This is a genomic window from Leucothrix mucor DSM 2157 (genome assembly GCF_000419525.1).
GTDB classification, from domain to species: Bacteria; Pseudomonadota; Gammaproteobacteria; order Thiotrichales; family Thiotrichaceae; genus Leucothrix; species Leucothrix mucor.
Genome location: NZ_ATTE01000001.1, coordinates 1,368,984 through 1,393,315 on the forward strand (window position 1 = coordinate 1,368,984; position 24,332 = coordinate 1,393,315).

General features: G+C 47.9%; 25 protein-coding genes. 13 read left to right on the plus strand and 12 right to left on the minus strand.

Annotation, left to right across the window (positions count from 1 at the left end; genetic code table 11):
- Positions 1-20: 20 nt before the first annotated feature.
- The gene (locus tag LEUMU_RS0106085; protein WP_022951389.1) at positions 21-1,106 is read right to left on the minus strand and encodes an ornithine cyclodeaminase; all 1,086 of its coding nucleotides are present in this window, start codon (positions 1,104-1,106) and stop codon (positions 21-23) included.
- 154 nt (positions 1,107-1,260) lie between these two features.
- On the opposite strand from LEUMU_RS0106085, the gene LEUMU_RS0106090 reads away from it, so the two are divergent.
- From LEUMU_RS0106090 to LEUMU_RS0106125, 8 genes are all read left to right on the plus strand, one after another.
- Positions 1,261-1,692: an Lrp/AsnC family transcriptional regulator gene (locus LEUMU_RS0106090; RefSeq protein WP_211223018.1), complete on the plus strand. Its 432-nt coding sequence runs from the start codon at positions 1,261-1,263 to the stop codon at positions 1,690-1,692.
- A 22-nt stretch (positions 1,693-1,714) separates the two neighbouring features.
- A complete protein-coding gene (locus tag LEUMU_RS0106095) occupies positions 1,715-2,884 on the plus strand; it encodes an MFS transporter (protein WP_022951391.1) in 1,170 nt (389 codons plus the stop codon).
- Between the two features lie 182 nt (positions 2,885-3,066).
- Positions 3,067-4,062 carry an LLM class flavin-dependent oxidoreductase gene (locus tag LEUMU_RS0106100; protein ID WP_022951392.1) on the plus strand — a complete coding sequence of 332 codons (996 nt, stop codon included), beginning with the start codon at positions 3,067-3,069 and terminating at the stop codon, positions 4,060-4,062.
- A 132-nt stretch (positions 4,063-4,194) separates the two neighbouring features.
- On the plus strand, positions 4,195-4,461 hold the full coding sequence (locus LEUMU_RS0106105) for a CopG family ribbon-helix-helix protein (RefSeq protein WP_022951393.1): 267 nt from the start codon (positions 4,195-4,197) through the stop codon (positions 4,459-4,461).
- Positions 4,458-4,745 carry a type II toxin-antitoxin system RelE/ParE family toxin gene (locus LEUMU_RS0106110; RefSeq protein WP_022951394.1) on the plus strand — a complete coding sequence of 96 codons (288 nt, stop codon included), beginning with the start codon at positions 4,458-4,460 and terminating at the stop codon, positions 4,743-4,745. The genes LEUMU_RS0106105 and LEUMU_RS0106110 overlap by 4 nt, the downstream gene beginning before the upstream one ends.
- 352 nt (positions 4,746-5,097) lie before the next feature.
- On the plus strand, positions 5,098-6,390 hold the full coding sequence (locus LEUMU_RS0106115) for a GGDEF domain-containing protein (RefSeq protein WP_022951395.1): 1,293 nt from the start codon (positions 5,098-5,100) through the stop codon (positions 6,388-6,390).
- Positions 6,391-6,405: 15 nt separating this feature from the next.
- Entirely contained in the window at positions 6,406-7,683 is a 1,278-nt protein-coding gene (locus LEUMU_RS0106120; RefSeq protein ID WP_084708051.1) for an ABC transporter substrate-binding protein, read from the plus strand.
- Positions 7,684-7,858: 175 nt separating this feature from the next.
- On the plus strand, positions 7,859-8,755 hold the full coding sequence (locus LEUMU_RS0106125; RefSeq protein ID WP_022951397.1) for a DapH/DapD/GlmU-related protein: 897 nt from the start codon (positions 7,859-7,861) through the stop codon (positions 8,753-8,755).
- A 71-nt stretch (positions 8,756-8,826) separates the two neighbouring features.
- On the opposite strand, the gene LEUMU_RS29460 is transcribed toward LEUMU_RS0106125, so the two are convergent.
- The 5 genes from LEUMU_RS29460 to LEUMU_RS29015 form a co-directional block, all read right to left on the minus strand.
- Positions 8,827-8,961: a DUF3316 domain-containing protein gene (locus tag LEUMU_RS29460; RefSeq protein ID WP_483804609.1), complete on the minus strand. Its 135-nt coding sequence runs from the start codon at positions 8,959-8,961 to the stop codon at positions 8,827-8,829.
- A 109-nt stretch (positions 8,962-9,070) separates the two neighbouring features.
- On the minus strand, positions 9,071-9,967 hold the full coding sequence (locus tag LEUMU_RS0106130) for a porin (protein WP_022951398.1): 897 nt from the start codon (positions 9,965-9,967) through the stop codon (positions 9,071-9,073).
- Positions 9,968-10,131: 164 nt separating this feature from the next.
- Positions 10,132-11,493 carry a heavy metal sensor histidine kinase gene (locus LEUMU_RS0106135; protein ID WP_022951399.1) on the minus strand — a complete coding sequence of 454 codons (1,362 nt, stop codon included), beginning with the start codon at positions 11,491-11,493 and terminating at the stop codon, positions 10,132-10,134.
- On the minus strand, positions 11,493-12,179 hold the full coding sequence (locus LEUMU_RS0106140; RefSeq protein WP_022951400.1) for a heavy metal response regulator transcription factor: 687 nt from the start codon (positions 12,177-12,179) through the stop codon (positions 11,493-11,495). The genes LEUMU_RS0106135 and LEUMU_RS0106140 overlap by 1 nt, the downstream gene beginning before the upstream one ends.
- Before the next feature lie 177 nt (positions 12,180-12,356).
- Entirely contained in the window at positions 12,357-14,867 is a 2,511-nt protein-coding gene (locus tag LEUMU_RS29015) for an SRPBCC family protein (RefSeq protein ID WP_022951401.1), read from the minus strand.
- 349 nt (positions 14,868-15,216) lie between these two features.
- Here LEUMU_RS29015 and LEUMU_RS24940 point away from each other — a divergent pair, with 349 nt between their 5' ends.
- Complete coding sequence (locus LEUMU_RS24940; RefSeq protein ID WP_022951402.1) at positions 15,217-15,672, plus strand: hypothetical protein; 456 nt, start codon at positions 15,217-15,219, stop codon at positions 15,670-15,672.
- 169 nt (positions 15,673-15,841) lie between these two features.
- Here LEUMU_RS24940 and LEUMU_RS0106155 read toward each other — a convergent pair whose 3' ends face one another.
- Positions 15,842-16,057, minus strand: a complete 216-nt coding sequence (locus LEUMU_RS0106155; protein WP_022951403.1) for a DUF2061 domain-containing protein — start codon at positions 16,055-16,057, stop codon at positions 15,842-15,844.
- A 222-nt stretch (positions 16,058-16,279) separates the two neighbouring features.
- Here LEUMU_RS0106155 and LEUMU_RS24945 point away from each other — a divergent pair, with 222 nt between their 5' ends.
- Together LEUMU_RS24945 and adhP are read left to right on the plus strand one after the other, a co-directional pair.
- The gene (locus LEUMU_RS24945) at positions 16,280-16,615 is read left to right on the plus strand and encodes a YkvA family protein (RefSeq protein WP_051155972.1); all 336 of its coding nucleotides are present in this window, start codon (positions 16,280-16,282) and stop codon (positions 16,613-16,615) included.
- A 141-nt stretch (positions 16,616-16,756) separates the two neighbouring features.
- A complete protein-coding gene (gene adhP / locus LEUMU_RS0106165; RefSeq protein ID WP_022951404.1) occupies positions 16,757-17,773 on the plus strand; it encodes an alcohol dehydrogenase AdhP in 1,017 nt (338 codons plus the stop codon).
- A gap of 65 nt (positions 17,774-17,838) precedes the next feature.
- Here the strand turns inward: adhP and LEUMU_RS0106170 are convergent, their stop codons facing one another.
- A complete protein-coding gene (locus LEUMU_RS0106170) occupies positions 17,839-18,468 on the minus strand; it encodes a LysE family translocator (RefSeq protein ID WP_026744532.1) in 630 nt (209 codons plus the stop codon).
- 174 nt (positions 18,469-18,642) lie between these two features.
- Between LEUMU_RS0106170 and LEUMU_RS0106175 the strand changes: the two genes are divergently transcribed.
- Entirely contained in the window at positions 18,643-18,924 is a 282-nt protein-coding gene (locus LEUMU_RS0106175) for a RyR domain-containing protein (protein ID WP_022951406.1), read from the plus strand.
- Positions 18,925-18,981: 57 nt separating this feature from the next.
- Here LEUMU_RS0106175 and LEUMU_RS0106180 read toward each other — a convergent pair whose 3' ends face one another.
- Positions 18,982-19,863 carry a LysR family transcriptional regulator gene (locus LEUMU_RS0106180; protein WP_022951407.1) on the minus strand — a complete coding sequence of 294 codons (882 nt, stop codon included), beginning with the start codon at positions 19,861-19,863 and terminating at the stop codon, positions 18,982-18,984.
- Positions 19,864-19,996: 133 nt separating this feature from the next.
- Here LEUMU_RS0106180 and LEUMU_RS0106185 point away from each other — a divergent pair, with 133 nt between their 5' ends.
- Positions 19,997-20,671 (plus strand): type 1 glutamine amidotransferase domain-containing protein, encoded by a 675-nt coding sequence (locus LEUMU_RS0106185; RefSeq protein ID WP_026744533.1) that lies wholly within the window; start codon positions 19,997-19,999, stop codon positions 20,669-20,671.
- 126 nt (positions 20,672-20,797) lie between these two features.
- Here the strand turns inward: LEUMU_RS0106185 and LEUMU_RS0106190 are convergent, their stop codons facing one another.
- The 3 genes from LEUMU_RS0106190 to LEUMU_RS0106200 are packed head-to-tail and all read right to left on the minus strand — an operon-like array spanning position 20,798 to position 24,286.
- The gene (locus tag LEUMU_RS0106190) at positions 20,798-22,438 is read right to left on the minus strand and encodes an ABC transporter ATP-binding protein (RefSeq protein ID WP_022951409.1); all 1,641 of its coding nucleotides are present in this window, start codon (positions 22,436-22,438) and stop codon (positions 20,798-20,800) included.
- Positions 22,428-23,333, minus strand: coding sequence for an ABC transporter permease (locus tag LEUMU_RS0106195; RefSeq protein WP_022951410.1), 906 nt, complete (start codon positions 23,331-23,333; stop codon positions 22,428-22,430). Before LEUMU_RS0106195 ends, LEUMU_RS0106190 begins: the two co-directional genes overlap by 11 nt.
- Positions 23,330-24,286: an ABC transporter permease gene (locus LEUMU_RS0106200; protein WP_022951411.1), complete on the minus strand. Its 957-nt coding sequence runs from the start codon at positions 24,284-24,286 to the stop codon at positions 23,330-23,332. The genes LEUMU_RS0106195 and LEUMU_RS0106200 overlap by 4 nt, the downstream gene beginning before the upstream one ends.
- Positions 24,287-24,332: the final 46 nt, after the last annotated feature.

Here is a 24,332-nt window from a genome sequence, read left to right on the forward strand (position 1 = left end):
CTTGCGTTAAACGTTAAGCATTAAGCGATTTTTGAAAGAGCACCGGAGCGACGAACCATTCCGTACAGGTCACGTGGGTCATCTGGGTCGGCAATCATATCAAGGTTTTCATACATGCCCGTCATGCCTGGCTTGCCCAGTTGATCGCGAATATAGCGCAGTGCTGAGAAATCTTCCGTTGCAAAGCCAACGCTATCAAACAGGGTGACTTCTTCGTCATTCTTACGACCAGCCAGCTCACCACGAATCACTTGCCACATTTCATTGACTGGGTAGTCGGCCGCTAATTGCTGTAATTCACCTTCGATGCGTGTTTGAGGTGGGTATTCAACAAACAAACTAGCGCGCAATACTAAGGCTTTTTCCAGCTCTGTTTTGCCGGGGCAATCACCGCCAACGGCATTGATATGAACGCCAGGGCCAACCATGTCATCAGTTAGGATCGTGGCATTTTGCTTATCAGCCGTAACGGTGGTAATGATGTCTGCACCTTGAGCCGCTTCACGAGCCGATGAGCATACGGTGATATCAAAACCATAGCCTTGCAGGTTCGCTTTGCACTTGTCAGTTGCCGCTGGGTCAATGTCGTACAAGCGTAGCTGATCAATGCCTAATAAGGTTTTGAATGCCAGCGCCTGAAACTCCGACTGTGCGCCGTTACCAATAATCGCCATGCAGCGTGAATCTTTACGGGCCAGATACTTTGCGGCAACCACAGAGGTTGATGCGGTACGCAATGCGGTCAGAATCGTCATTTCAGAGAACAGAATCGGGTAGCCGGTGTACACTTTTGACAATACGCCAAAGGCAGTTACCGTTTGTAAGCCTTCCTTCATATTCTTTGGGTGGCCATTCACGTATTTGAAGCCGTATAGCTCGCCATCGCTGGTTGGCATTAATTCGATCACGCCTTTATCTGAGTGCGACGCAACGCGTGGGGTTTTATCAAATAATTCCCAGCGTTTGAAATCTTCTTCGATGTACTCTGCAATGCCTTTCAGCATGTTTTCCATGCCAATTTTGCCAACAATTTTCATCATGTGATCAACACTGACAAAAGGCACGATATTCAGGTCCTTATTCATTTGCATGTTGCTTACCGTCATTTTTAATCTCCCATTCCAAGTATGCTCGGCAGGTGTACCGCAGCAATGAGAAAAGTTTAGCAACCTTGAATATCAATCAAAATAGCAATAATATACAAATATTTACTATTAAATTGCCATTATGTCAGTGGTGATTGACCAAATTGACATTATTATGAATAATTACACTCACGATAGCCTCGACCGGCAACTGATTGCGCTCTTGCGCTTGGATGGGCGTGCGTCCTTATCGAAGCTGGCGGATAAGCTCAAAGTCTCACGCGGTACGGTGCAAAATCGGCTTGATCGTTTGGAAGCCTCGGGAACGTTGTTGGGCTTTACCGTACGGGTACGTGAAGACTACGGGCTGGATACCATTCGCGCGATTATGATGATCGAAGTGGTCGGTAAATCGACCTCGCAAGTGATTCGTTTGCTGCGCGGTTTTCCGGAGTTGATTACCTTGCACACGACTAATGGCTCGTGGGATTTGGTGGCCGAAATGCAGGCGTCGAGTCTGGCGGACTTTGATCGGGTGCTGCGGGAAATTCGGGTGATTGATGGGGTGTTGAATAGCGAAACCAGTATTTTATTGAGTACGGTTTAGGGGAGGGGGATTGTAACGGGGGATGTCTAATCTAACTTCAATCGAGCCATCATCGCGGCTGACACTGTCGCTGGGTGTCACGCAAACCATTGCCTGGGCCTCAAGCTATTACCTAATTGCGATTTTGGCGACTCCCATGTCGATGGCATTAGGGGTTACTACGGTTAACATCTATGCCGCTTTCTCCACGGCGCTAATTCTGAGCGCGATTGTTGGTCCGGCAGCAGGGCGCTTAATTGATCGGTTTGGCGGCAAGCCGGTGCTGTTGTTGACTAACCTGATTTTTGCGGCGGGGCTTGCCATTTTATCCGTAGCAGACACTATTTTCGTGCTGTGGCTAGGGTGGATCACGCTCGGCTTGGCTATGGGCATGGGGCTCTACGAAGCAGCGTTTGCCACACTGGCAAGGTTGCTAGGCGCTAATGCACGGCAGTCAATTACCGGAATAACATTGATTGCCGGGTTCGCAAGCACTATCGGCTGGCCTTTAACAACCTGGAGCGAAGCCGAGTTTGGTTGGCGCGCGGCCTGTCTGATTTGGGCAGGGGTTCATCTAGTCATCGCCATGCCATTAAACTACTACTGTATTCCGGATATTGAGAAACCAGTAGTAGATACACCAACAAACGATGCCGGGAACAAGGTAACGGTTGATTTGAATATGATACTCCTGGCTGTTGCGTTTGGTGCCTTGTGGACGGTGGCATCCGGCGTTGCGGCGCATTTGCCGGGTATATTACAAGAGGCGGGTATTACGCTGGCGATGGCGGTTCTGGCGGGGATGTGTCTGGGGCCTGCGCAGGTGTTAGCCAGAATAATTGAGTTTGGTTACCTCAAACAATATCACCCGATTATCTCTGCAAAATTCTGTGCGCTCGCGCATCCCTTGGGGGCATTGTTGCTGATATTGGGATTACCGTTTAAAGCTTTTTTGTTTGTGATCTTACACGGCGTGTCATCGGGGCTGACCTCTATTATCAAAGGCACTTTACCGTTGTCCATTTATGGTGCTGAGCATTACGGCTATCGCCTCGGATTAATCGGTATTCCCGGTCGCATTGGGCAAGCGATTGCGCCCGTGTTTTTTAGCATTGTCATTGAGCACTACGGGTTAAATGTGTTGTGGCTGACTAGTAGTTTGCTGGTGATTGCGCTGGTTTGCTTTTCTGTGCTGAGTAAACGGGTTTGTTAGTTTCATGAGCATACCCCCCGGTCATATAATCGGTGTCGTACTTAACTTTGATTGTCAGCAGGGTTTTGTGTGACAGCTGTTTTTATCTATGTTAACTATAACGCTCAGTTGTGAAGTGAACTAGGCGATATGCTCGTTAAGCATGCCTAATCACTTCATATCAATTTAATCAGGAATAAGTAATGGCCTCCACATCGCTAAAAACCCCTTTATCCATGCTCGACTTAGCCACTGTACGCGAAGGTAAATCAGTCGCGGATGCATTGCAGACCAGTGTGAAAACCGCACAACATGCAGAAAGCCTCGGCTTTAATCGGTATTGGTTGGCCGAACATCATAATATGGGGGGAATTGCCAGCTCAGCGACGGCCGTTTTAATCGGACATATCGCAGGCAAGACAAACACTATGCGCATTGGCTCAGGCGGCATTATGCTACCGAACCATGCGCCATTAGTGGTGGCAGAGGCGTTTGGTACATTGGCTGAGTTATATCCCGGCCGGATTGATTTGGGCTTAGGGCGCGCGCCGGGAACCGATCAGGCAACGATGCGGGCATTGCGTCGTAACCGCTTAAATAGTGCAGAAGATTTTCCTAATGAAGTAAGTGAGCTTCAGCGGTTATTAGCCGCGCCCAGCGCAGGTCAAGTCATCACCGCCACACCGGGCGCAGGTACTAATGTGCCGATCTGGTTATTAGGCAGTAGTTTATTTTCGGCACAATTGGCCGGAGAGCGCGGACTGCCATACTCGTTCGCCTCGCACTTTGCGCCACGGATGTTGTTAGAGGCATTGCAGGTGTATCGCCGTTCATTTAAGCCCTCAGCGGCCTTAGACAAGCCCTATGTCATGATTGGCGCCCCCGTGATCGCGGCTGACACGGATGATGAAGCAGAGTATTTGGCTAGCAGTATCTATCAGCGCATTCTTGGCTTACTGAAAGGTGATCTCGGCAAATTACCTGCACCGGTCGATAATTATTTGAATAGCCTACATCCACAAGAACGGCACGCCATTAAAGATTTCTTGGCTGCTGCTGTGATTGGTAGCCCTGAAACGGTTGCAAGCGGCTTGCAGGAATTGATTGCATTGACTCAAGCGGATGAGCTGATGTTGGTGTGTGATGTGTATGAGCCTGAGTTGCGGTTTAAGTCCATGAGTATCGCGGCGCAGGTCTGATAGTTGTGTCAGTCGCAAGGCGGGGCGCATAGTCAGATATCCGTCAAACATCAACATTTACGTATTTCTCTGGCGTGTACAAAGGTAGTGTATTAAAGTGTATTACAAATCACTACATATGCAGGAGTGTCTATGAGCATCACAAGTATCAGGCTTAACGAAGATATAGATAAGCCATTAGAGTCCTTGGCAAAAAAAATGGATAGAAGTAAAAACTATCTTATAAATCAAGCGATAAGGGAGTTTCTGGCAAAGCAGTTAGTCGAAGACTCCCGATGGGAGGACACGCTCGAAGCGCTTGATTCGATAAAGGCCGGAAAGTCTATAGATGAGGATGATGTTAATGCATGGCTAAACTCTTGGGGTACAGGAAGTCGGGGACCTAAGCCAGAAGTATGAAGATAAAGTACTCACCAGAATCTATCGATGATCTTACTCGCGTCGTTGAGTTCATTGAAAACAAAAATCCATATGCAGCCCGTCGAATTGCCATAGACCTTCAGGAGGGCGTGGATCGGCTTAAGCAGTTTCCAGAAATTGGCTTGCCTGTGTTGAAGGCAAACGATCCGGAAAAAATTCGTGACCTGTATATTCGGGATTACACTGTTCGCTACCTTATCAATGAAGATATTATTTATGTCTTACGGGTTTGGCATAATAAGGAAAACGAAAAAAACTTATAATCTGGTCGCCATGTGTCTCAACCTAATGGAAGTGTTTTTTCGTCTGGATTCAGCAAGCTATCTAAGATTAAAACAGGAAGTAGCCGATAAACCAGCCACCCCTTTAACTATTATCTTCATTAAGTTAAGTATTTAAATATTTTATTGTAAGATAAACCTCTGAAGTTTAAGAAGTTTTCATTTGGCTGACTTTTCACGCACGTGATTTATACAAAAACTCGCCGTTTACTGATGTACACTAGGGGTAAATAGGCCACAGTATTCGACCAGTACTCATAAGTATTTTAAATAACGAGGTATTTTGGTTAAAGACTGTCATTCTAACCCCCGAGAATTTTAAGGCAGGCCCTTAATGGCGAGATATGATAAGCGCTATAGTGTTAAGCGGATAAGCATCATTGCCTTTCTGTTTGTCGCTATGCTGATTATCGCTTGCTCCTTTTTGATCAGTTGCAATTTAAGGCTGCAAAAAAACATGCTGGAAGCTTCTAGCGTGTCGTATGAACTCCGCATTTTGATTGATCGCACTACCAGTCAGGCTAACTTACTATTCAACCCCGAGAATATCAGCCAGCTGAGTGACAGAATTCTATTCAATGTCCGTGATGACTTAGTCAAAACAACCGGAAAAATTTCTGAAAACAATGAACAGCTACGAAAGCTGCTACTAAGTGGGCAGGGCCTTTGGGTAATGGTCACACCAAGTCTGGATCGCCAACAAGTATCCGTTGAAATGGATAAAGTAGATAAAACTTGGGCCCGCTTTCAGGCGCGAGTTGATGATATTTCCAACTACAATTTAATCACCTTGCGTGCGGGTAATAAGTATTGGCAGCCAGTCGATGCATTGATTGCCACTAATGGCCCTTTGTTTAATAGCATCACGAAGCTCAACCAATTAATTTATGAGGCCTCTCTGCTGCAAAATACCCGATTGCGAATGCTCTATGCAGCCGTATTGGCGCTGGTACTTGCAGGCATTTGGGCTGTTTGGTTTTTAACGCTTCGACCCTTAGCGCGCCGTTTAAAAGCAAGCTACCTTGAGATCATGGATAAAAATCAACACCTTGATTATCAGGCAAATCATGACTCACTAACAGGCTTATCCAATAGGACGTGTTTTAATACCAAGGTTCATCACATTGAGAATCGGGTATCGGCGGTTGATGCCTGCTGTTTGGTATTGGTCGATCTTGATGATTTTAAAATGATAAATGATAGCTTGGGGCACGACGCCGGAGATGCCATGCTTAAAAAAGTGGCGCGTGATTTACGCCGTCTGCAGCTGCATGGTGAGCAAGCGTATCGTTTGGGTGGGGATGAATTTGCATTGCTGATTGATGAGCCGACGACTCGCGAAGATTTAACCGCGCGGCTGGATCGTTTACTCAGTTATGTGCGCGAGCCATTGACGTTTCAGGGAATGCAAATTCATTGTTACTGCAGTATTGGCGTAGCGTGGGGCGGGGAGCATGGCGCTAGAACCCTGACTGCTTTGTTCAAAGCGGCTGATAATGCATTGTACCGAGTGAAGCAAAGCGGCCGGAATAATTACTGTTTTTATACAGACATTAGTGATGACGATATTCTCGGAGTCAATACCGCGGATGAGAACCAGTTATCCGCATCCCGTTATATTCAGTAGGGGCCATTACAGGTAATGACAACTTCTATGGGGAAAAATCTAAAGACACTATTAATCACTGTTTCGCTTGGTCTGCTAGGTAGCGTGGCCATGGGTGATGAGCCGCAAACAGAAGTAGAGCTAACGCATTGGTGGAATCAGCCCGGTGAGGTAGCGGCTTTAAATGAGATAAAAAAAGGGGTTGAGCAGCGCGGAGGCCGCTTTGTTGATACACCGATCGCTACTTGGGATAAGCTGCGTTCCGGCATTATTAACCGGATTACAGTTGGCTACCCACCCGCTGCTACGCATTGGCTGGTCGATGACGATATCTTTGACTTATATAAGATGGGCGTCGTTCATGCGGCCCCAATGGAACACAATGGCCAGCCGATTAAAGAGGTCTTGCTTGAGAAGATCTATGACGATGTTACCGAGAATGGCCAGTTAGTCGTTTTGCCATTGGGGATTCATGTTCAGAATTCTACCTTGTTTAATGCCTCGATTTATCGGGAACTGAAGCTGCCGTTGCCAACCACTTGGAATCAAGTCTTTGCTCAAGCTCCTGCAATCATTGAAGCGGGTTATTTGCCTGTTGCGATCAGCAATGAGGCTTGGCAACTTCACTTAGTGTTTAACACCATTTTGCTGGAAGTCATGGGCCATGCGGATTATGAAAAAATCTATCTGAAAAATCACTCGATTGAACCTTGGAGAGAGCAGTTGACGAGAAGCTTTGAGCTTTTCTTACAACTAAAAGCGATCGCGGATGAGGGTCAGAAAACCCGTTCCTGGGATATGGCGGCGCGCATGGTGGGGAATAAAAAAGCCGCGATGCATGTCATGGGTGATTTTGCGAAAGCGGAACTCACCAAACAAGGCTTGAAAGCGGGCGATGATTTTCTCTGTTCACTATCTCCCGGCTCTGGGAATACGATTATTTATGCCATTGATGCTTTCTTAATGTTGAATGTGAAAGAGCCTTACTTAAAAAGAGGGCAGGATTTACTGTTTGAGGTGGCACTTGATCCTATAGTGCAGGCAGCTTACAACGCTAAAAAAGGCAGTATTCCGATTCGCCATGGGGTTGATTTAAGTCAGTTGGATGCCTGTGCTCAGGCAAGCTATCAGCAATGGGTTAACCCTGACACGCAGGTTACGCGTTTTTCAGGCGTTGCAAATCCGTTACGGACTTCCTTTTTTCAGGCGGCGTTGAGTAGGGCTTGGAAAGAAACTGGCCTCAGCGCTGAGCAATTGGCGGATGAGTTGATTAAGAGTGATGAGTCGAGCATGCAGCCGAGAGCTAGAAAATAGTTGGGTGTGCGCTGAAATAAGCCCGTATTCCATGACTTTACGGGGTTTCAAGGCGAATTAACTGACTTCTTCCTAAAGTAAAATTGATCTGTTGCGGGGTAGGCTTTAAACTTGCGATCAATTTGCCCCTGAGCGTAAGCTCAAATTTTTACCTAATCGACTGTAAGGAAGACAAATGACAATCAAGCGTGTTGGCCATCGATATATTGACGTTGCAAGTGGAAAGACAATTGATACGTGGTTCCCGCGTGCGAATAAGGAAATTGCCAGAAGTTGTTTGGCACAAAAAGTCGGTTTAATTAAGAGCGATTTTGTTGAGCTGGAGATCGATGTTGATGCTGCTCCGGCAACTACTGAGGACGTTTACCTGAGACTGCATTTGCTGTCTGAGTGCGCATACAAGCCGCATGAAATCAATCTGGATGGCATGTTTGGTTTGCTGCCAAATGTTGCATGGACTTCAGCTGGCCCGGTGATGCCTGCGACCGTTGAAGAGCTGCGTGGTCTGATCGCTGAAGAGAACCAGCACCTGACCATTACTTCCATTGATAAATTCCCACGTATGACTGATTACGTGATCCCAGAAGGCGTGCGTATCGGTGATGCGGATCGTGTTCGTTTGGGTGCGCATCTGGCATCTGGCACCACGGTAATGCATGAAGGCTTTGTAAACTTCAATGCGGGTACTTTGGGTGATTCAATGGTTGAAGGCCGCATCAGTGCTGGTGTAATCGTTGGTAAGAACTCGGATATCGGTGGTGGCGCGTCTACCATGGGTACGCTGTCTGGCGGTGGTAAGCAGATTATTTCTGTCGGTGAAAAATGCCTGCTGGGCGCTAACTCTGGCTTAGGTATTCCACTAGGTGATGAGTGTATCGTTGAAGCGGGTCTGTATTTGACTGCGGGCGCTAAAGTGAAAACACCAGAGGGTGAGGTGGTTACTGCCCGTGAATTGGCGGGTAAGTCTGGCTTATTGTATCGCCGTAACAGTGTGAATGGCGCAATTGAAGCCGTTGCTACTAGCTCTGGTTTGTGGGGCGGTCTGAATGAGACGCTGCACAGCAATGATTAAGCGCTAAGCGTTATCGATTTAAAAAAGCCGGTGATATTCGCCGGCTTTTTTTATGAGCGCGTACAACACAATTAATCATCGTTGTCGTCTAACACATATCCGTAGCCGATGTTAACCAGACCGACGTAGCTCACCTTCCCAGAGGCATCCATTCTTTCCTGAACCGTGATATAGCTGTTCGCTTTAATGTTTAAAGAGCCATAGATTTACACACAAAAAAAGACCGGTTAATAAACCGGCCTTTCCGACTTCATACCCTAAACATGGGGAAATGTATGTTGGATAAAAGTCTACAGAACACAACTTGTGTGAGTATTAGAACTGAACTCTCATACCCGTTAGGTAACCGAAGTCGCTACCATCTTCATCATTGTCACCAATCTCAGCGAACACGCTCACATTGTCGTTATACGCGTGTGTTGCATTTGCATACCAGTGAACAATATCATCGCCACCGTCTGGTGATTCCAACGTGGCACCCACTGCGCCAGTTGTTTTGCTCATCAGCGGAAATTCAACCACGGCATTGGTGAAGTCAGCATCGTCATTGGTGCTGTAATCAAGGCCAACGTTAGTTTTGCCCAGATCAAATGACGCCATAATACCAGTGGTTTGAATGGAATCAGCAGAGGCGGTTTCTTTATAGTCTTGGTAAACTAATCCCAGATCAGCAGGGCCAAGCTTAGTCGTCAGCAATAAATCGGTTACTGAGTCATCATCATTTTCTTCAAGATCATGCGATAAAACTGCACTAAAGCGCGTATTTTGGTAGCCGAACTTAACCGTGTCGTTGCCGCCTGTTTCAGGAAATGCGTTACCGCCATCCATTTCAACAGCCTTTTCTACACCAAAATCATCACTGCCCCAGTACTGGCGACCGATAGAGGTGCTAAATGAACCATTTTTCAGGCCGACATAGGCTTCATCGACTACTTCATCATCGCTGCCATCACCCTGATCTTTAAAGTCCAGAACCACGGTACCAAATGCTTCCATGCCGTTGTTCAGTTTGTAGTTTGCACCAAACGTTAGCTCCAGATCATCGTAGTCGATATCCAACTCTTCATCAGGACCGATTGGCTGATAGGCCTGAATTTGGTAGTCGCCTTCCAGTTTCAATGTCAGGTCATCCTGCTCATAGATGGTCGCCGCAGAGGCAACACTGGACGCGGTCAAACCCGCAATAACGCTTGTAAGGATCAGTTTTTTCATTGTCTTCTCGCAGTCAATTTTAAAATAATTTTCTGCCGATGAGCCAAGGGAGCACATCAGAGTATTGGCAGCCAATGTTGCTTTAACGCAACATATGGAGCGAGTATAGAGACAGTTTTCTGGCAAAGCGCTGACATGAAAATGACATTAATGTCAGAAAGTGTTCAGGCGGGATTTGAGGGCGGGAAATGAATCTCAAAGCAGGTTTCTCCCGCTTCAGATTGCGCGGTAATGGTGCCGTCGTAGGTTTCAATAATGGACTTGGTGATTGCCAGCCCAAGCCCCGCACCAATACTGCAATCATTCTCTCTTGAGCTATCGCCACGGTAAAACCGGTCGAAAATAAAGGGCAGGGAGGCTTTGGAGATGGTGTCTCCGGTATTGGCAATGGTGATGCTCAGGCCGCTATCTAATTGCCGGATAGCAATGTGAATGACTGAGCCTTCTGAAGCGTGTCGTATGGCGTTGGATAAGAGATTATTGATCGCGCGCTGCAGCATGTGTTTATCGACATACAGCTCGCCATCGCCGCTGAGCTCAATGGTGATGGCTTTGTCATCAGCCAGTATTTGATGGTATTCGATGAGTTGAGTAATTTCTTTGTTCAAATCCAGCTGCTCTTTATTTTGATACAGCAATAGGTTCTCTGCCTTAGCCAGATACAGCGTGTCGTTAATGGTTTTGTTGATTCGCTCCAGCTCTTCAAGGTTTGATCCCAGAATATCGCGGTACTCCGCAGAGTCACGATCTTGCGATAGCGCCACTTGCGTTTGAGTCGTCATATTGGTCAGTGGTGTTCGCAGCTCATGAGCGATATCGGTAGAGAAATCACTGAGCCGCTGAAAGCCCAGATCTAAACGGTCTAGCATTGAGTTTTGAACTTGGCCTAACGCTTCCAGCTCCGAGGGGAGCTTCTCAGTAGGTATCCGAATGTCTAGCTTGCCGGGGCGTATTTGGTCCAGATAGGTTTTAAATTGCTTTAAAGGCCGCAAGCCTCGATTGACGATTACGACACTATAGATACCGGCCAGAATACTCACGATGAGAGTGAACCAGAAAATCAGGGTATTAACGGCTTCAAAAAACTCAATGTGGTGATTGATATTGAGCCCAATGACTAAGGTATTGTGATCATCAACAAAGAAGGAGACAGCGTGGTAATAATCGTTGTCATCCTTCCATTGTCGGACATAAGTCGCTGTTTTATCGCGAAGGAAAAAACTGGCGACATCTGGAGGTAATGATGTCGGGGAGTTCTGAAAGGTCACCTGTTGGTCTTTGATATTCCAGATGTTCACTAAGACTTTTTCGTAGCGAGATATGGTCTCTGGGTCGGTGTAATCCAAGGTCGAGCTCTTGCTCAATCCTTCAAATTTAGTTTCAAGACTCTTAGTGGTCAGATCATAAAAATGCGCTTTGATCATGTGCTCAGCGATATCGCCAACAATGATGTGAACCAGAATGGTGCTTCCAAGAAACATCAGAACCAGCTTTCTGCGCACCGAGGACTTGCGGTTAAATAACATCAAGAATTTGCTTCGAATTTGTAACCCATGCCGCGAATGGTATGGATGAGCAGTTTATTGTAGGGCTTGTCGACTTTGCTGCGCAGCCGTTTAACGGCGACATCAATGACATTAGTATCGCTGTCAAAGTTCATATCCCAGACCAAGGAGGCGATGGTGCTGCGCGATAAAACCTGTCCGGCTTTGCGCATAAACAGTTCCAGCAACAGGAACTCTTTGGCCGTTAAGGAGATCAATTCGCCTTGTCGGGTGGCGGTGCGTTTTAACAGATCCAACTCAAGGTCTTCGATCACGATGGAGTTGACGTTATTGGCCGAGGATTGCTTGGTGGTTTGCCGCAGGGCATTTTGAATACGGGCGAGTAGCTCGGCAAAGGCATAAGGTTTGACCAGATAGTCATTGGCACCCAACTCGAAACCTCTGACCCGATCATCGACCTGATCTTTAGCGGTCAACATAATAATGGGCGTAGCAATCTCACTACTGCGTAGGGTGTTAAGCACCTGCCAGCCGTTGAGCTTGGGGAGCATGATATCCAGCACAATCAGGTCGTACGATTCACTACTGGCATGGTACAAGCCATCGACGCCGTCATGACATAAATCGACGGTATAACCGGACTCCGTCAGGCCTTTTTTTAAATATTCACCGGCTTTAACTTCGTCTTCAATAACCAGTAATTTCATAGGCTGAACCGAGTGCTGTGTGATTTATTGTGCAAGGCATACTACCTCAAAATGGCTTTTGAATCATGGCCATAAGCCCTGCTAAACCAGACACAAGCGCCGTCATTGCTTAATTCGACTCAGCTTAAATTGCAAGCCGGAATGCGTTCACATCACCGGCTTGCAGGGTTTTACAGATTAGTAAAGCAACTCAACATCCGTTAGTGGAGTAGAGCAGCAGGCCAAGATATAACCTTCTTCAATTTCCCGATCGGAGATGCCGCCGTTGTGCACCATATGTGTTTCGCCGGAGACCTTTTTGATCTTACAGGTTCCGCACACGCCAAACTGACAGGCACTTGGGATATTTAATCCAGCCTTTAATGAGGTCTCCAAAATCGTGGTGCCTTGGTTCGATGGCATGGTGTGGCCAGAGGTCAGGAATTTGATCTGCGCCGTAATGCTTTCATCCGGAATAACATCGTGACGTTCAACGTTGTCGGCTTCAATAATCGGCGAATTAAAGCTTTCTTCGTGGTAACGGCTCATATCAAAGCCGGCGGCGTTTAGAATATCGCGCACAACTTGCATAAAGGGCTCAGGGCCACAGCAGAAGATTTCACGTTCGAAATAGTCTGGGGTTGTCAGCTCTAAAATCAGCTGATTAAAGCGACCGATATAGCCTGCCCACGGTTGGAACGGGTCACGCTCGGCAACAATCCAAGCGGGCTGAATGGTTGGTACCCGCGCTGACATTCGCTCAATCTCATCCCGCGCAATAATATTGGCCGGTGAGCGCGCGCAATGGATAAAGCTCACATCAATATCACCACCACGGTCAAACAAGTACTTGGTCATCGATATCATGGGTGTGATGCCGCTACCACCGGAAATAAAGCAGTATTTGGGTGCAGGGTGGTTGTAGAGATTGAAATCACCCACTGGTCCAAAGGCACGGATTTTCATGCCTATTTTCAGGTTCTCAAACATCCAAGCCGTGCCAATGCTGTTCGGGCCTTGCTTAATCGTGACCGACATCGCTAAGGGGCGGGATGGGCTGGATGAGATGGTGTAAGTCCGGTAAATCGGACGCTCACCAATGGGTAGCTCTAGAGTGACAAATTGCCCCGGTGCGTAGTTAAACCAGTTGCTAGACTCAGTGCGGAACGAGAAAGTCATTACATCTGGCGCTTCAGGAATGATGTTAACCAGCACCAACATTTCAGTTTGTGCCTGCCATGGGCGGCCTTGATCAAGGTAGGAATACACGGCAGCGGGTGGCTTGCTGCCTTGATCAAATACCGTATCGGAGCGTGGTGGCGCGGTTTGCACTAAAGGCTGAGTTGCCATTGGCGGTGGTGGCATAAAGTCGACAGCAATCGGTTGTGCGGGTGGTGGCGCAGGGCGGCTTTCCACACTAACGGGTACGCGGCTTAGCTCTGCATCGTGAGGGTGCAGCGCCGGAATCTGAATTTGCTCATCCAACGCCGAGTGCAGTAACGCCTTTTCACTAAAATCACGATACCAGTTTACAAACTGAATCACGCCGCCTTCATGTAGCTCAGAGTAGGGGCCGGGGGTGTATTTTGGCGAGCTAACACCTTTGTGATTGTTCTCAACTAAGACTCTGTCCTGATCATTGGTGGCATCCCAGACTTCCGTTAAGTTGGCGATGTCGTAGTCTTTACCTTCTACCGCATCTTTGTGAACCAACCATTTGGTGGTGACCATGGTGCGATTGTGGCTGATGGGTGTCACGCGGAAGGTGACCGCATGGTCAGATAAGAAGTGGTTCCAGGTATTGGGGTAATGGAACATCATCAAGGTGCCGAGCGCCGCATCATCAACCTCGACCAATGGATGGGCGGAGCCAACTTTGCCATTCATGGTGAAGGATTCGCAATCTCGCTCTAGAGGCATCCGGGTAATGCGGTATTGGCCATCCTCACTCAGGTGGAAGGTTGAAGGTAAGCCCATTGACTCACACTTCTCCCAATGCGCTTTAACTACCTCGGGTGACTCGCTAATATCCTCAGGCACGCCGGTAATTACAGGGTCATCAGAATAGGTACGGCACAACTCCGGATGGCTTCCTAAGCAGTGATAGCATTCCCGATTATTTTCAAGAACCAGCTTCCAGTTGCCCTCCTCGATAATATTGCTTTCATGCGCGACTTTGGCATTGCGTAACTGGTGAGGGAGTATGTAAGGCTCGGCCAGTGCTTTTAACTTACTAAAGTCCGGTGCCTCATCTGCCAAACACAGGTAGATGTTACCCGCTAAGGATTCGCAGTGAACGCTGTGCAAGCCATGTTGTTTGGGATCAAAGTCGCTGCCCATGTCTTTGGCGTAGCGCAGTTGGCCAGTCAGGTCATAAGTCCATTGGTGGTAAGGGCAGACCAATTGGGTTTTGTTACCTTTATGCTCATCGCAAAGGCGTGAGCCACGGTGGCGGCAGGTATTGTGAAAGGCGTTAATATCGCCATTGTGCGCACGGACAATAATGATGTCGTACTCGGCGATTTCATACAACAGGTAGTCGCCGGCCTCTGGAATCTCACAATCGTGAGCGACAAAAATCCATTCACGAAAGAACAGGTTCTCAAGATCCTGCCGATAGATGGCTTCATCGGTGTAGAGAGCCTGTGGCAGGCTGTATCCCGGTAGGCATTCTGCCAAACACTGTGCGAGGTTGGGTGCGGTTTTCATGCGTTTTTATTCCAAAAAAATGACAGGACAATTGCGTGGGATGGTTAACTTTTTGAGACATTATCACCAAGTTCTATGCGCTGACGAACAAAAAAAACCGCTGTCAAATGTAAGGAAACTTACAGTGTCGAGCTAATCGATTATTACCTCTGAGGCGTTTTACAAAAATGGTGCAGCAAGGTGCTGAGTTGGTGCATTTTTAAGGGATTCAAACCTTACATAAAGGTAAGGTTTTTTGTGCATCCCTCGCTCAATACTCGCCGTAAAGGTAGTTAAAGCAAGTTCGCTTTGTAATCATTGTGCTGTCACTGCAGCGCGTATAATTCATCTAAGAAAGGTTAAAAAGTTTATGTCTACTGTTACTGTTCCTCAGAAAAAAATTGCGTCGGTATTATTAGCGCTGAGGTTGGGAGTCTTTTTGGTATTAGCGATGTGGACACTGGATAAGTTTGTTAATCCAGGTCATACCGCAGCGGTGTTTGCCAAGTTCTATATGACTGAGGGTTTAAGCACAGGCCTTGTGTATGCGCTGGGTGCGTTGCAGGCAGTAATTATTTTGGCTTTTTTGGTGGGTTTCCAAAAGCGCTGGTCTACCGGTATCGTGTTGGCAATGCACGCAGTGTCTACCTTAGCGCCAATGGCTTCGTACTTTAGCCCTTGGAGCAACTTATTATTCTTCGCGGCATGGCCAATGCTGGCAGCCATTGTAACGCTGTATGTTTTACGTGATTACGATACCTATCTTTCAGTTGAAACCAGCAAAGCGACTGACGAAAAGCTGGGCGATGCGGTACTTTCAAGCTAATTTAGCGTGTGAGTTTAAGTACTAAACCCACTTAAGAGATTGCGCTGAGTGATCTTAAAAGTGGTTGTTTAGTTAATAAGGCAGCGGGGCGGCATAGTCATCCCGCTGCCTTTTTGTATGTGTTAACTGGACGTTCGAGGTGCCAATACAGTTTCTTATTAGTAGGCACTCAAGCACGGTGACTAGCCACTGCGGTGAAGTGTGAGAACAACTCAGGGATATCATATTTGGTCCACAACTTCTCGTGAAAGTAGAACACCACGGTATTAACCGCTGGCTCGACCAAAGCAACCGCACCGCCTACGATGGCACTGCCCGTAATTAAGTAAGCAACTGTGAACGCGGTGGCGAAGTGAACTACAGCAAAAGTAATCGTTTTTAACATGACAAGCTCCAAAGGTGTCGTTGATGCTTTAAATAATAATGATTCCCATTTGCGTTTACAAGTAGATAATAACAACCGTACTGATAGATAGAAGCTATTGAAGCGAGGAGGGTAGATATACCTACCTATCTTGTTTGGCTGGTTAGCTATAAACTGTAGTCTTGGACTAAGGTATTTATGTGGTCATAGTTTCTTCAATTATAAATATAAAGAAGTGAAAACATGTCAGAAAATAAACTCGATAATGAATTGCTGGGCACGGATCTTTGGTTGAAAGCTAAATACAAGCTCAAGGCTAGCGCCCAGAGTGCACTCACGACCAGCCTGACCCTGTTTTATACGGCGCGCGACAAACACACGCCGCTTTGGGTAAAGCTGACAGTGTATATGGCATTAGGCTATTTCATCTCACCGGTCGACTTCATTTCTGATGTTGCGCCGATCATTGGCTACTGCGATGACTTTGCCGTTATCTTGATTGCAGCGACGGTGATTACCGCACACATCAGATCATCGCTCCAAAGCGGTTCGCACACTGGATTAACGCGATACGGGTAAACAGGCTCTTCAAGGGGATGCAATTTTGTCGCTTTTCTTGATCTTAGTCATATTGCTACACAGCCGCTATTTTATACTTTTCCTATACCAAGACCTTTGGTCCACGTTGATAGTTAATTCAATCAAGAGGGAAATCCCACTATGAAAGCAGCCGTCGTTAGTCAGTTTAAAGAAATTCTGGAAATCAAAGATATCCCGGTGCCAGAGGTTGGCCCGCGAGATGTCTTGGTTAAGATTCATGCCTGTGGTGTTTGCCATACCGACCTGCATGCTTGCCATGGTGATTGGCCGGTTAAGCCTAAGTTGCCTTTAGTGCCTGGCCATGAAGGCGTGGGCGAAATCGTTAAGCTAGGCTCTGAAATCCATCATTTAAGCCTTGGTGATCGGGTTGGCATTCCATGGTTGTACTCGGCTTGTGGCCAATGCGATTACTGCTTGGAAGGTAAAGAAACCCTGTGCATGAGCCAGCAAAATGCGGGCTATTCTGTGGATGGTTCATACGCTGAGTTTTGCCTTGCTAATGGCGAATACGTGGTGAAGATTCCGGATGAAGTGAGCTATGTTGAAGCCGCACCTTTATTCTGTGCAGGGGTTACCACTTACAAGGCGTTAAAAGTTGCCGAGGTAAAACCGGGCCAATGGGTTGCGATTGTGGGCGCGGGTGGCTTAGGTCATTTAGCGATTCAATACGCAGTTGCTATGGGAATGAATGTAATTGCGGTTGACACTGGCGCTGAGAAAATGGCACTGGCTAAAGAGTTGGGTGCAGCTCACTGTATCGACTTCAAGCAGGACAAACCGTCTGAGAAAATTCAGGAATTAGTGGGTGGCGTGCATGGTGTGGTGTGTACGGCTGTGTCTAAGGTGGCGTTTGAAGAATCTTATCGCTCACTGCGTCGTGGTGGTACGTTTGTATTAGTCGGCCTGCCACCGGATGAGATGCCACTACCCATCTTCGATACCGTATTAAACGGTGTGAAGGTGGTTGGCTCTATCGTTGGTACTCGTAAGGACTTGAAAGAATGCCTGCAGTTTGCGGCAGAAGGAAAGGTTAAAGCGATTATCGAAGTGAAGCCGATGGAGCAAATTAATGAGATCTTTGCCGATATGCTGGAGGGTGAAATTACCGGCCGTATCGTGATGGAAATGAAGTCTTAATCGTGTGGTTTGCTGTCAGCTGAGTCGGGTCAAGTCACTCAGCTGACAGTCTTTTTTATGGAGCTTTAGCTAGTGCCAAGCTTTAGTCCAAAGCCCATCAGCAGTACACCGGTTGCGCCATCCATTGTGGTGCTGACTGCCGGACGCTGTAGCCAAATCCGTGCCTTGCTCACCATCAACACCAATAAACCCTGCCATACCATCGCAATCAGAAAATGCACGCTGGCCATCATCAGTGCCTGAGGAATGGGTGAGTAGTTGATGTCAATAAATTGTGGCAAAAATGCCATGTAAAAAACCACCGTTTTGGGGTTCAGCACATTAGATAGCAGACCTTCGCGCAATGACTTTGAAGCGGGTACAAATGACACACCAGTCGCTTTTGCTAGTTGTAAGCCGCCGCCTTTAAACGCCGAGCGCAGGCTTTGAAAACCGAGCCAAAACAAGTAAGCGGCACCGGCATATTTCAGCAAATTAAATAGCTCGGCTGAGCTCAGTAAAATGGCGGATAAGCCCGCCGCTGAAATAATCGCATGGGCAAATAAACCCAGGCAAATCCCAAAGCTGGTAAGGAATCCGTCTTTTCGCCCACCGCGAGCGGAGTTGCGCAGTACCAAGACGGTATCAACACCCGGAGATAAGGTCAGGACCGTAATCGCCAGCAAAAAAGGTAGCCACATAAAGTGTTCAAACATGATCGCAACCATTCAAATGAGTTAGATTCCGTACAATAATCTGCAAATAAGTGCTTAGCAATAGTTTGTGTTGGTCGTGCTGTGATTCCGGTCGTGAATGCCACTTCAGTTGTCATGAATTAACTTGATGCGGCTGGCTGATTGCTTAGAATGAGCTAAAAAAGGAATCACACTATGTACCAACCCAAGCCAATCGATACCAGCAAGATTCAACTCTCCGAAGAGCTTAACGAACTATTAGAATCACTCGCCTATAACACCCATGAAGTCTGGTCACAGCAACGCATGCGCGATGGTTGGCGCTATGGGGAACAGCGTGATGATCAGGCAAAGTTACACCCTGGACTCGTGCCTTATGAGGAGCTGTCGGAGTCTGAAAAAGACTATGACCGTAGTACCTCCAGTGAGGCGTTAAAGGCCATTATTGCCGCTGGGTACAAAATCGAAAAAGCTTAATATGAAAAGGCCTGATACGAAATGGTTTATCTAAGTGATCTATCTAAGACTCAGGCTTTACTCTTTCCAATTGGCAAAGCGACGCACTAAAAAATCAATTGCCAGTCGTGCGCGCATCGGTAGAAAACGCCGGTTCTGATACACAATCCAACTGCTGGAGCCTTTACTCCAAAAGGGTTCCAGCACTGGCTTTAAGCTGCCACGAATAATCGATTCCTGAAAATTACTCTTGGGCATATAAGCAATCCCCAAACCTTCCTCGCAAGCTTGAACCACGGCGTGTGCATTATTACTGCGCCAGCGGCCATGTACCCGAAGGTTATCCGCATTGCCCGCGTGTTCAAAGGGCCAGTGATCGCTATTGGCAATGATGCAGCTGTGATTTTTTAGCTGGCGAGGATGCTCGGGAATCCCATATTCTTGTAGATAGGCTTCGCTAGCCGCCGCCATCATTGGGCGATCTAACAGCTTACGAGCGACCAAGCCTGAGTCGGCCAGCTTGCCGTAGCGAATCGCAAAGTCGATACCATCATCCACAAAATTTGCCATGCGGCTGTTGAAGTCCATATCGATGGTAAGCTCTGGATACTGCTGGGCAAACTCCATCAGCGCCGGTGCCACAAAGCGCTCAGCAAAGGTTCCGGCAGCGCTCACTCGCAAGGTGCCATTTAACTGGAACTGCTGCGAACTGACTTGATCATTGGCTTGCTGCAAGCCGGTCACCAAATCTTTGCAATGTTGATAGTAGGCCAGGCCCGATTCGGTCAAACTCACTTGTCGGGTAGTGCGAGCGAGTAGGGTGCTGCCTAGGCGTTCCTCAAGTCGTGAGACCTGTCGGCTTACATGGCTCGTGCTACAACCTAGCTGTTTTGCCGCTGCTGAAAATCCCTGAGTCTCGGCAACTGCCACAAACTCAATCACCCCTTCAAAACTATCCACTGCGGCTCCATTGTTGCTGTATAGCAATAATCATTTGTCAATTCGCTATATTATCATTTATATCGAAAGCAATTATAGTATTCCCATCTTAAATAAAACGACTAAGCACATCTTAGCCATAGAGGAATACACCATGAAAAAAGTACTGATCCCACTAACAAACCACGCAACACTGGGCGACACTGACGAAGCAAACGGCACATTCGCACCTGAGCTAACACACGCACTGCACGTATTATTAGCCGCTGGTGTTGAGTATGATTTGGCTTCTATCGAAGGTGGCAAAGCCCCTTTATATGGCACCGATATGGAAGATGATGCAGTAAACGCTGAAATCCTTGCCAATGATGATTTCCAGAACCGTGTAAACAACACGATTCCTGTGTCTCAAATCAATGCTGATGACTACGATGCAGTTTTCTACCCAGGTGGTTTTGGTTTGCTGTCTGATCTGGCGACTAACGAAGCGTTCGGTAAAATCAGCGCTAAGCATTATGAAGATGGCGGTATTGTTGCCGCTGTTTGTCACGGTCCGGGTGCATTATTGCCAATCACGTTAAGCAACGGCGAAAAGCTGCTGGCTAATAAGTCGGTGACGGGTTTTACTCGTGAAGAAGAAGTGGACTACGGCACGATCAGCAAGATTCCATTCCTGTTGGAAGAGTCTTTAACGCGTACTGCAGCACGTTACAATAAAGTACAGCCTTGGAATGTGTTTGTTGTGGAAGATGACCGTGTAATCACGGGTCAGAACCCAGCCAGCGCACATGCGGTTGGTAAGGCAATTGTTAAGCACTTAAACACTTAATTGCCCAAAAGATTGGAGTAAGCAGTACCGTAATTTTAGCTCCTGACGGCTTGGTACTGTTTTGCTCCATATTAAAAAGCCGCTCGCTAATTTTAATTGTGGCGAGCGGCTTTTTTAATGGGTGACTTAAGCCTCAGCTTCCGCATTGCGCTTTTCGACTAAGTTCTCCATCCAATCGGGGTCCATTTCTGGCACGGATGACAGCAGTAGCTCCGTGTACTCATGATGCGGCGGCATAAAGATTTCATCCTTGCTGCCTTGCTCAACAATCTTACCTTGCAGCATTACCACTACCCGATCCGAGATCGCTTTTACCGTCGCTAAATCATGCGTGATAAACATATACGCCAGATTTAACTCTTTCTGCAAACGATCCAGCAAGCGCAAAATTCCCTCAGCGACCAACTGATCCAGCGCAGAAGTCACCTCATCGCAGATAATAAACTTCGGCTCTGCCGCTAACGCACGGGCAATACACACCCGCTGCTTTTGACCGCCGGATAGCTCACCGGGATAGCGATTAATAAACTCATCCGGATCAAGCTCAATCAGCGTCAGCAATTCCCGAATGCGCTTTTCCAGCGCCTGACCTTTTAAGCCTAAGTAAAAAGTTAATGGGCGACCAATAATATCTCGAATACGATGGCGAGGGTTTATCGCCGTATCCGCCATCTGGTAGATCATCTGGATTTGTCGAAGCTGGTCTTTACTGCGGCTACGGTAATCCGCTGGCAGCACTTCACCTTGGAAGGTCACCTGGCCTTGACTGGGTGGCAGCAAGCCGGTAATCACACGGGCCGCAGTACTTTTTCCACTACCTGACTCGCCCACCACCGACACGGTTTCACCGGGATGAATATCAAAGCTAATATCATGCAGTACCGGCACATCGCCATAAGCAGCCGTGACGTTTTCAACCCGAAGCAATGGGGATTGATCATGATCGACTTCTTGCGAGGTTTTGGTAAATGAGCGCACCGCCCAGAGTGACTTGGTGTAATCCTCCTGCGGGTCAGACAGCATTTCCTGAGTGCTGGCTTCTTCCACCAACTCACCATGGCGCAAGACCATAATGCGGTCTGCCATTTGGGCGACGACTGCCAAATCATGCGTGATATAAATCGCGGCCGTATTGAATTGCTTGACGATATCTTTCATGGTCATCAGCACTTCAATCTGTGTGGTCACATCCAGCGCTGTAGTCGGCTCATCAAAGATAATCAGGTCAGGGCGGCAAGACATTGCCATTGCGGTCATAGCGCGTTGCAGCTGGCCACCAGAGACTTGATGCGGATAGCGAAAACCAATATTTTCGGGGTCGGGAAGTTGCAGCTTATCGTAGAGATCAACCGCATCGGCGTAGGCATCAGCGCGATTGCTTTTGCCATGCTCCACCGGGATTTCAGCAAACTGATCAATCAAGCGATGCGCAGGGTTAAATGAAGCGGCGGCACTTTGGGCAACGTAAGCAATGCGCATCCCGCTAAGCTCGGCTTTCTCCTCATCACTGGCATTGATCATGTCGATGCCATCAAAGGTGACCGAGCCGCCGGAGAAGCGACAGCCGGGTTTAACATAGCCCATGGAGGCAATGCCGATGGTTGATTTACCCGCGCCAGATTCGCCAATTAAGCCCAGCACTTCACCGCGATGCAGGGTGAGGTCGATGCCTTTAACAATCTGATGCCATTCATCATCGCGCATACCTTCAATGCGAAGGTCGCGCATTTCCAACAGTACAGAGTCATCTTTAGGTTTATTGTCCATCTTTCAATCCACTGGTTTTTTGCAGGAACCAATCCACAATGAAGTTAATCCCAACCGTTAACAGTGCAATGGCACCGGCTGGTAACAAGGGAGTGATGTCGCCATAAGTAATGAGTGTGGCATTGTCGCGTACCATGCTGCCCCAATCGGCCATTGGTGGTTGGATACCTAAGCCAAGAAAGCTTAAGGAGGCAATGGTGAGGAATACGAAGCAGAAGCGTAAACCGAACTCAGCCACTAGTGGCGGCATAATGTTAGGTAGTACTTCGCGTAGGGTAATCCAGCCCATGCCTTCACCGCGCAAACGGGCGGCTTCGACATAATCCATGACAACCACATTCAGGCTCACGGCGCGGGTTAAGCGAAACACGCGGGTGGAGTCGAGTACCGCGATGATTACGATCAAAACAGGAATCGAAGTGCCGAAAATGGTCAGTAATAGCAGCGAGAAAATCAGTGCGGGAATCGCCATTAACACATCGACAACACGGCTCATGATCTGATCAGCCCAGCCGCCGGTAATGGCTGCCACAATACCCATCACGCCACCAATTAGGAAGGCGAGACAAGTCGTGACAAAGGCAATACCAACGGTGTTACGTGCGCCATACAGTAAGCGGGTGAGCATGTCACGGCCCAGATTGTCGGTACCGAGCATGAAATCATCCCCCCATAAATCGAAAGGGTCGCCCACAATTTCGGACTCACCATAGGGCGTTAGCCATGGCGCGAAAATCGCGATAAAGATATAACAGAGAACAACAATGATGCCGAACTTGGCGGTAATCGGCGCTTTCCACAGCTCACGCAGAGCGGCGTTAAACGCACCGGGGCGTGGCGGTGGTGGCAAGGCATCGGCGGATAAAGAGGTTGGGTGTGTATTTTCGCTACTCATCGTGGGTGCAATAACCTTGGGTTGGTGGCAATCGACAAAATGTCAGCCGTCAGATTCAGGATTACATAGGTGGCGGCAAAGATAATGCTACAAGCCTGAACCACGGGAATGTCGCGTTTTTGAACAGAGTCCACAATCAACTGGCCGAGTCCGGGGTAGACAAACACCACCTCGACAATCACCACACCAACGATTAAATAGGCAAGGTTAATAGCGACCACATTGACGATCGGCGCCCAAGCGTTTGGCAGTGCATGGCGCAGGATAATGCGGGAGCGGCTCATGCCTTTAAACTGTGCCATTTCGATATAAGGGCTGGCCATCAGGTTGATAATGGCGGCGCGTGTCATACGCATCATGTGGGCCATCACTACCAGTGTGAGAGTTAGTGCTGGCAAGAACACGCGATACAAGCGCTCACCAAAGGGGGTATCGGGGCTCACGCTGGAGAGGCTGGGGAACCAACCGAGCGTAATTGAGAACACCAACATTAAAATATAAGCGACAAAGAATTCCGGAAATGAAATGGAAGAGAGGGTGAAGATATTGATCAGGCGGTCGAACCAGCTGTTACGGTATAGCGCGGCTAATAAACCCAAAACCAGTGACAGTGGTACTGCGATAACAGCAGCGACCATGGCTAGAAAAAAGGTGTTATATAAACGAACGCCGATTAGATCTGAGATTTCACGACCATTGGCCATGGAGGTTCCGAAATCGCCCTGTGTGATATTGCCTAGCCATTCGAGGTAACGACCGGCGGCGGGTTTATCCAGTCCCAACTCTTCACGACAGACTTTGATGGTGGATTCAGTGGCTGATTGACCTTGTAGTTCTTGGCATAAGTCGCCCGGCAATAACTCAACGCCGAGAAATATAATGAGTGATACCGCAAACAGGACCAGCACGCCGAGGCCCAGGCGTTGCATGATCAGGCGCAAGATAGCTTGCATGGTGACTCCTTTGCTAGGATGGCTAAGAGATAGCTAAAGTGGGGGA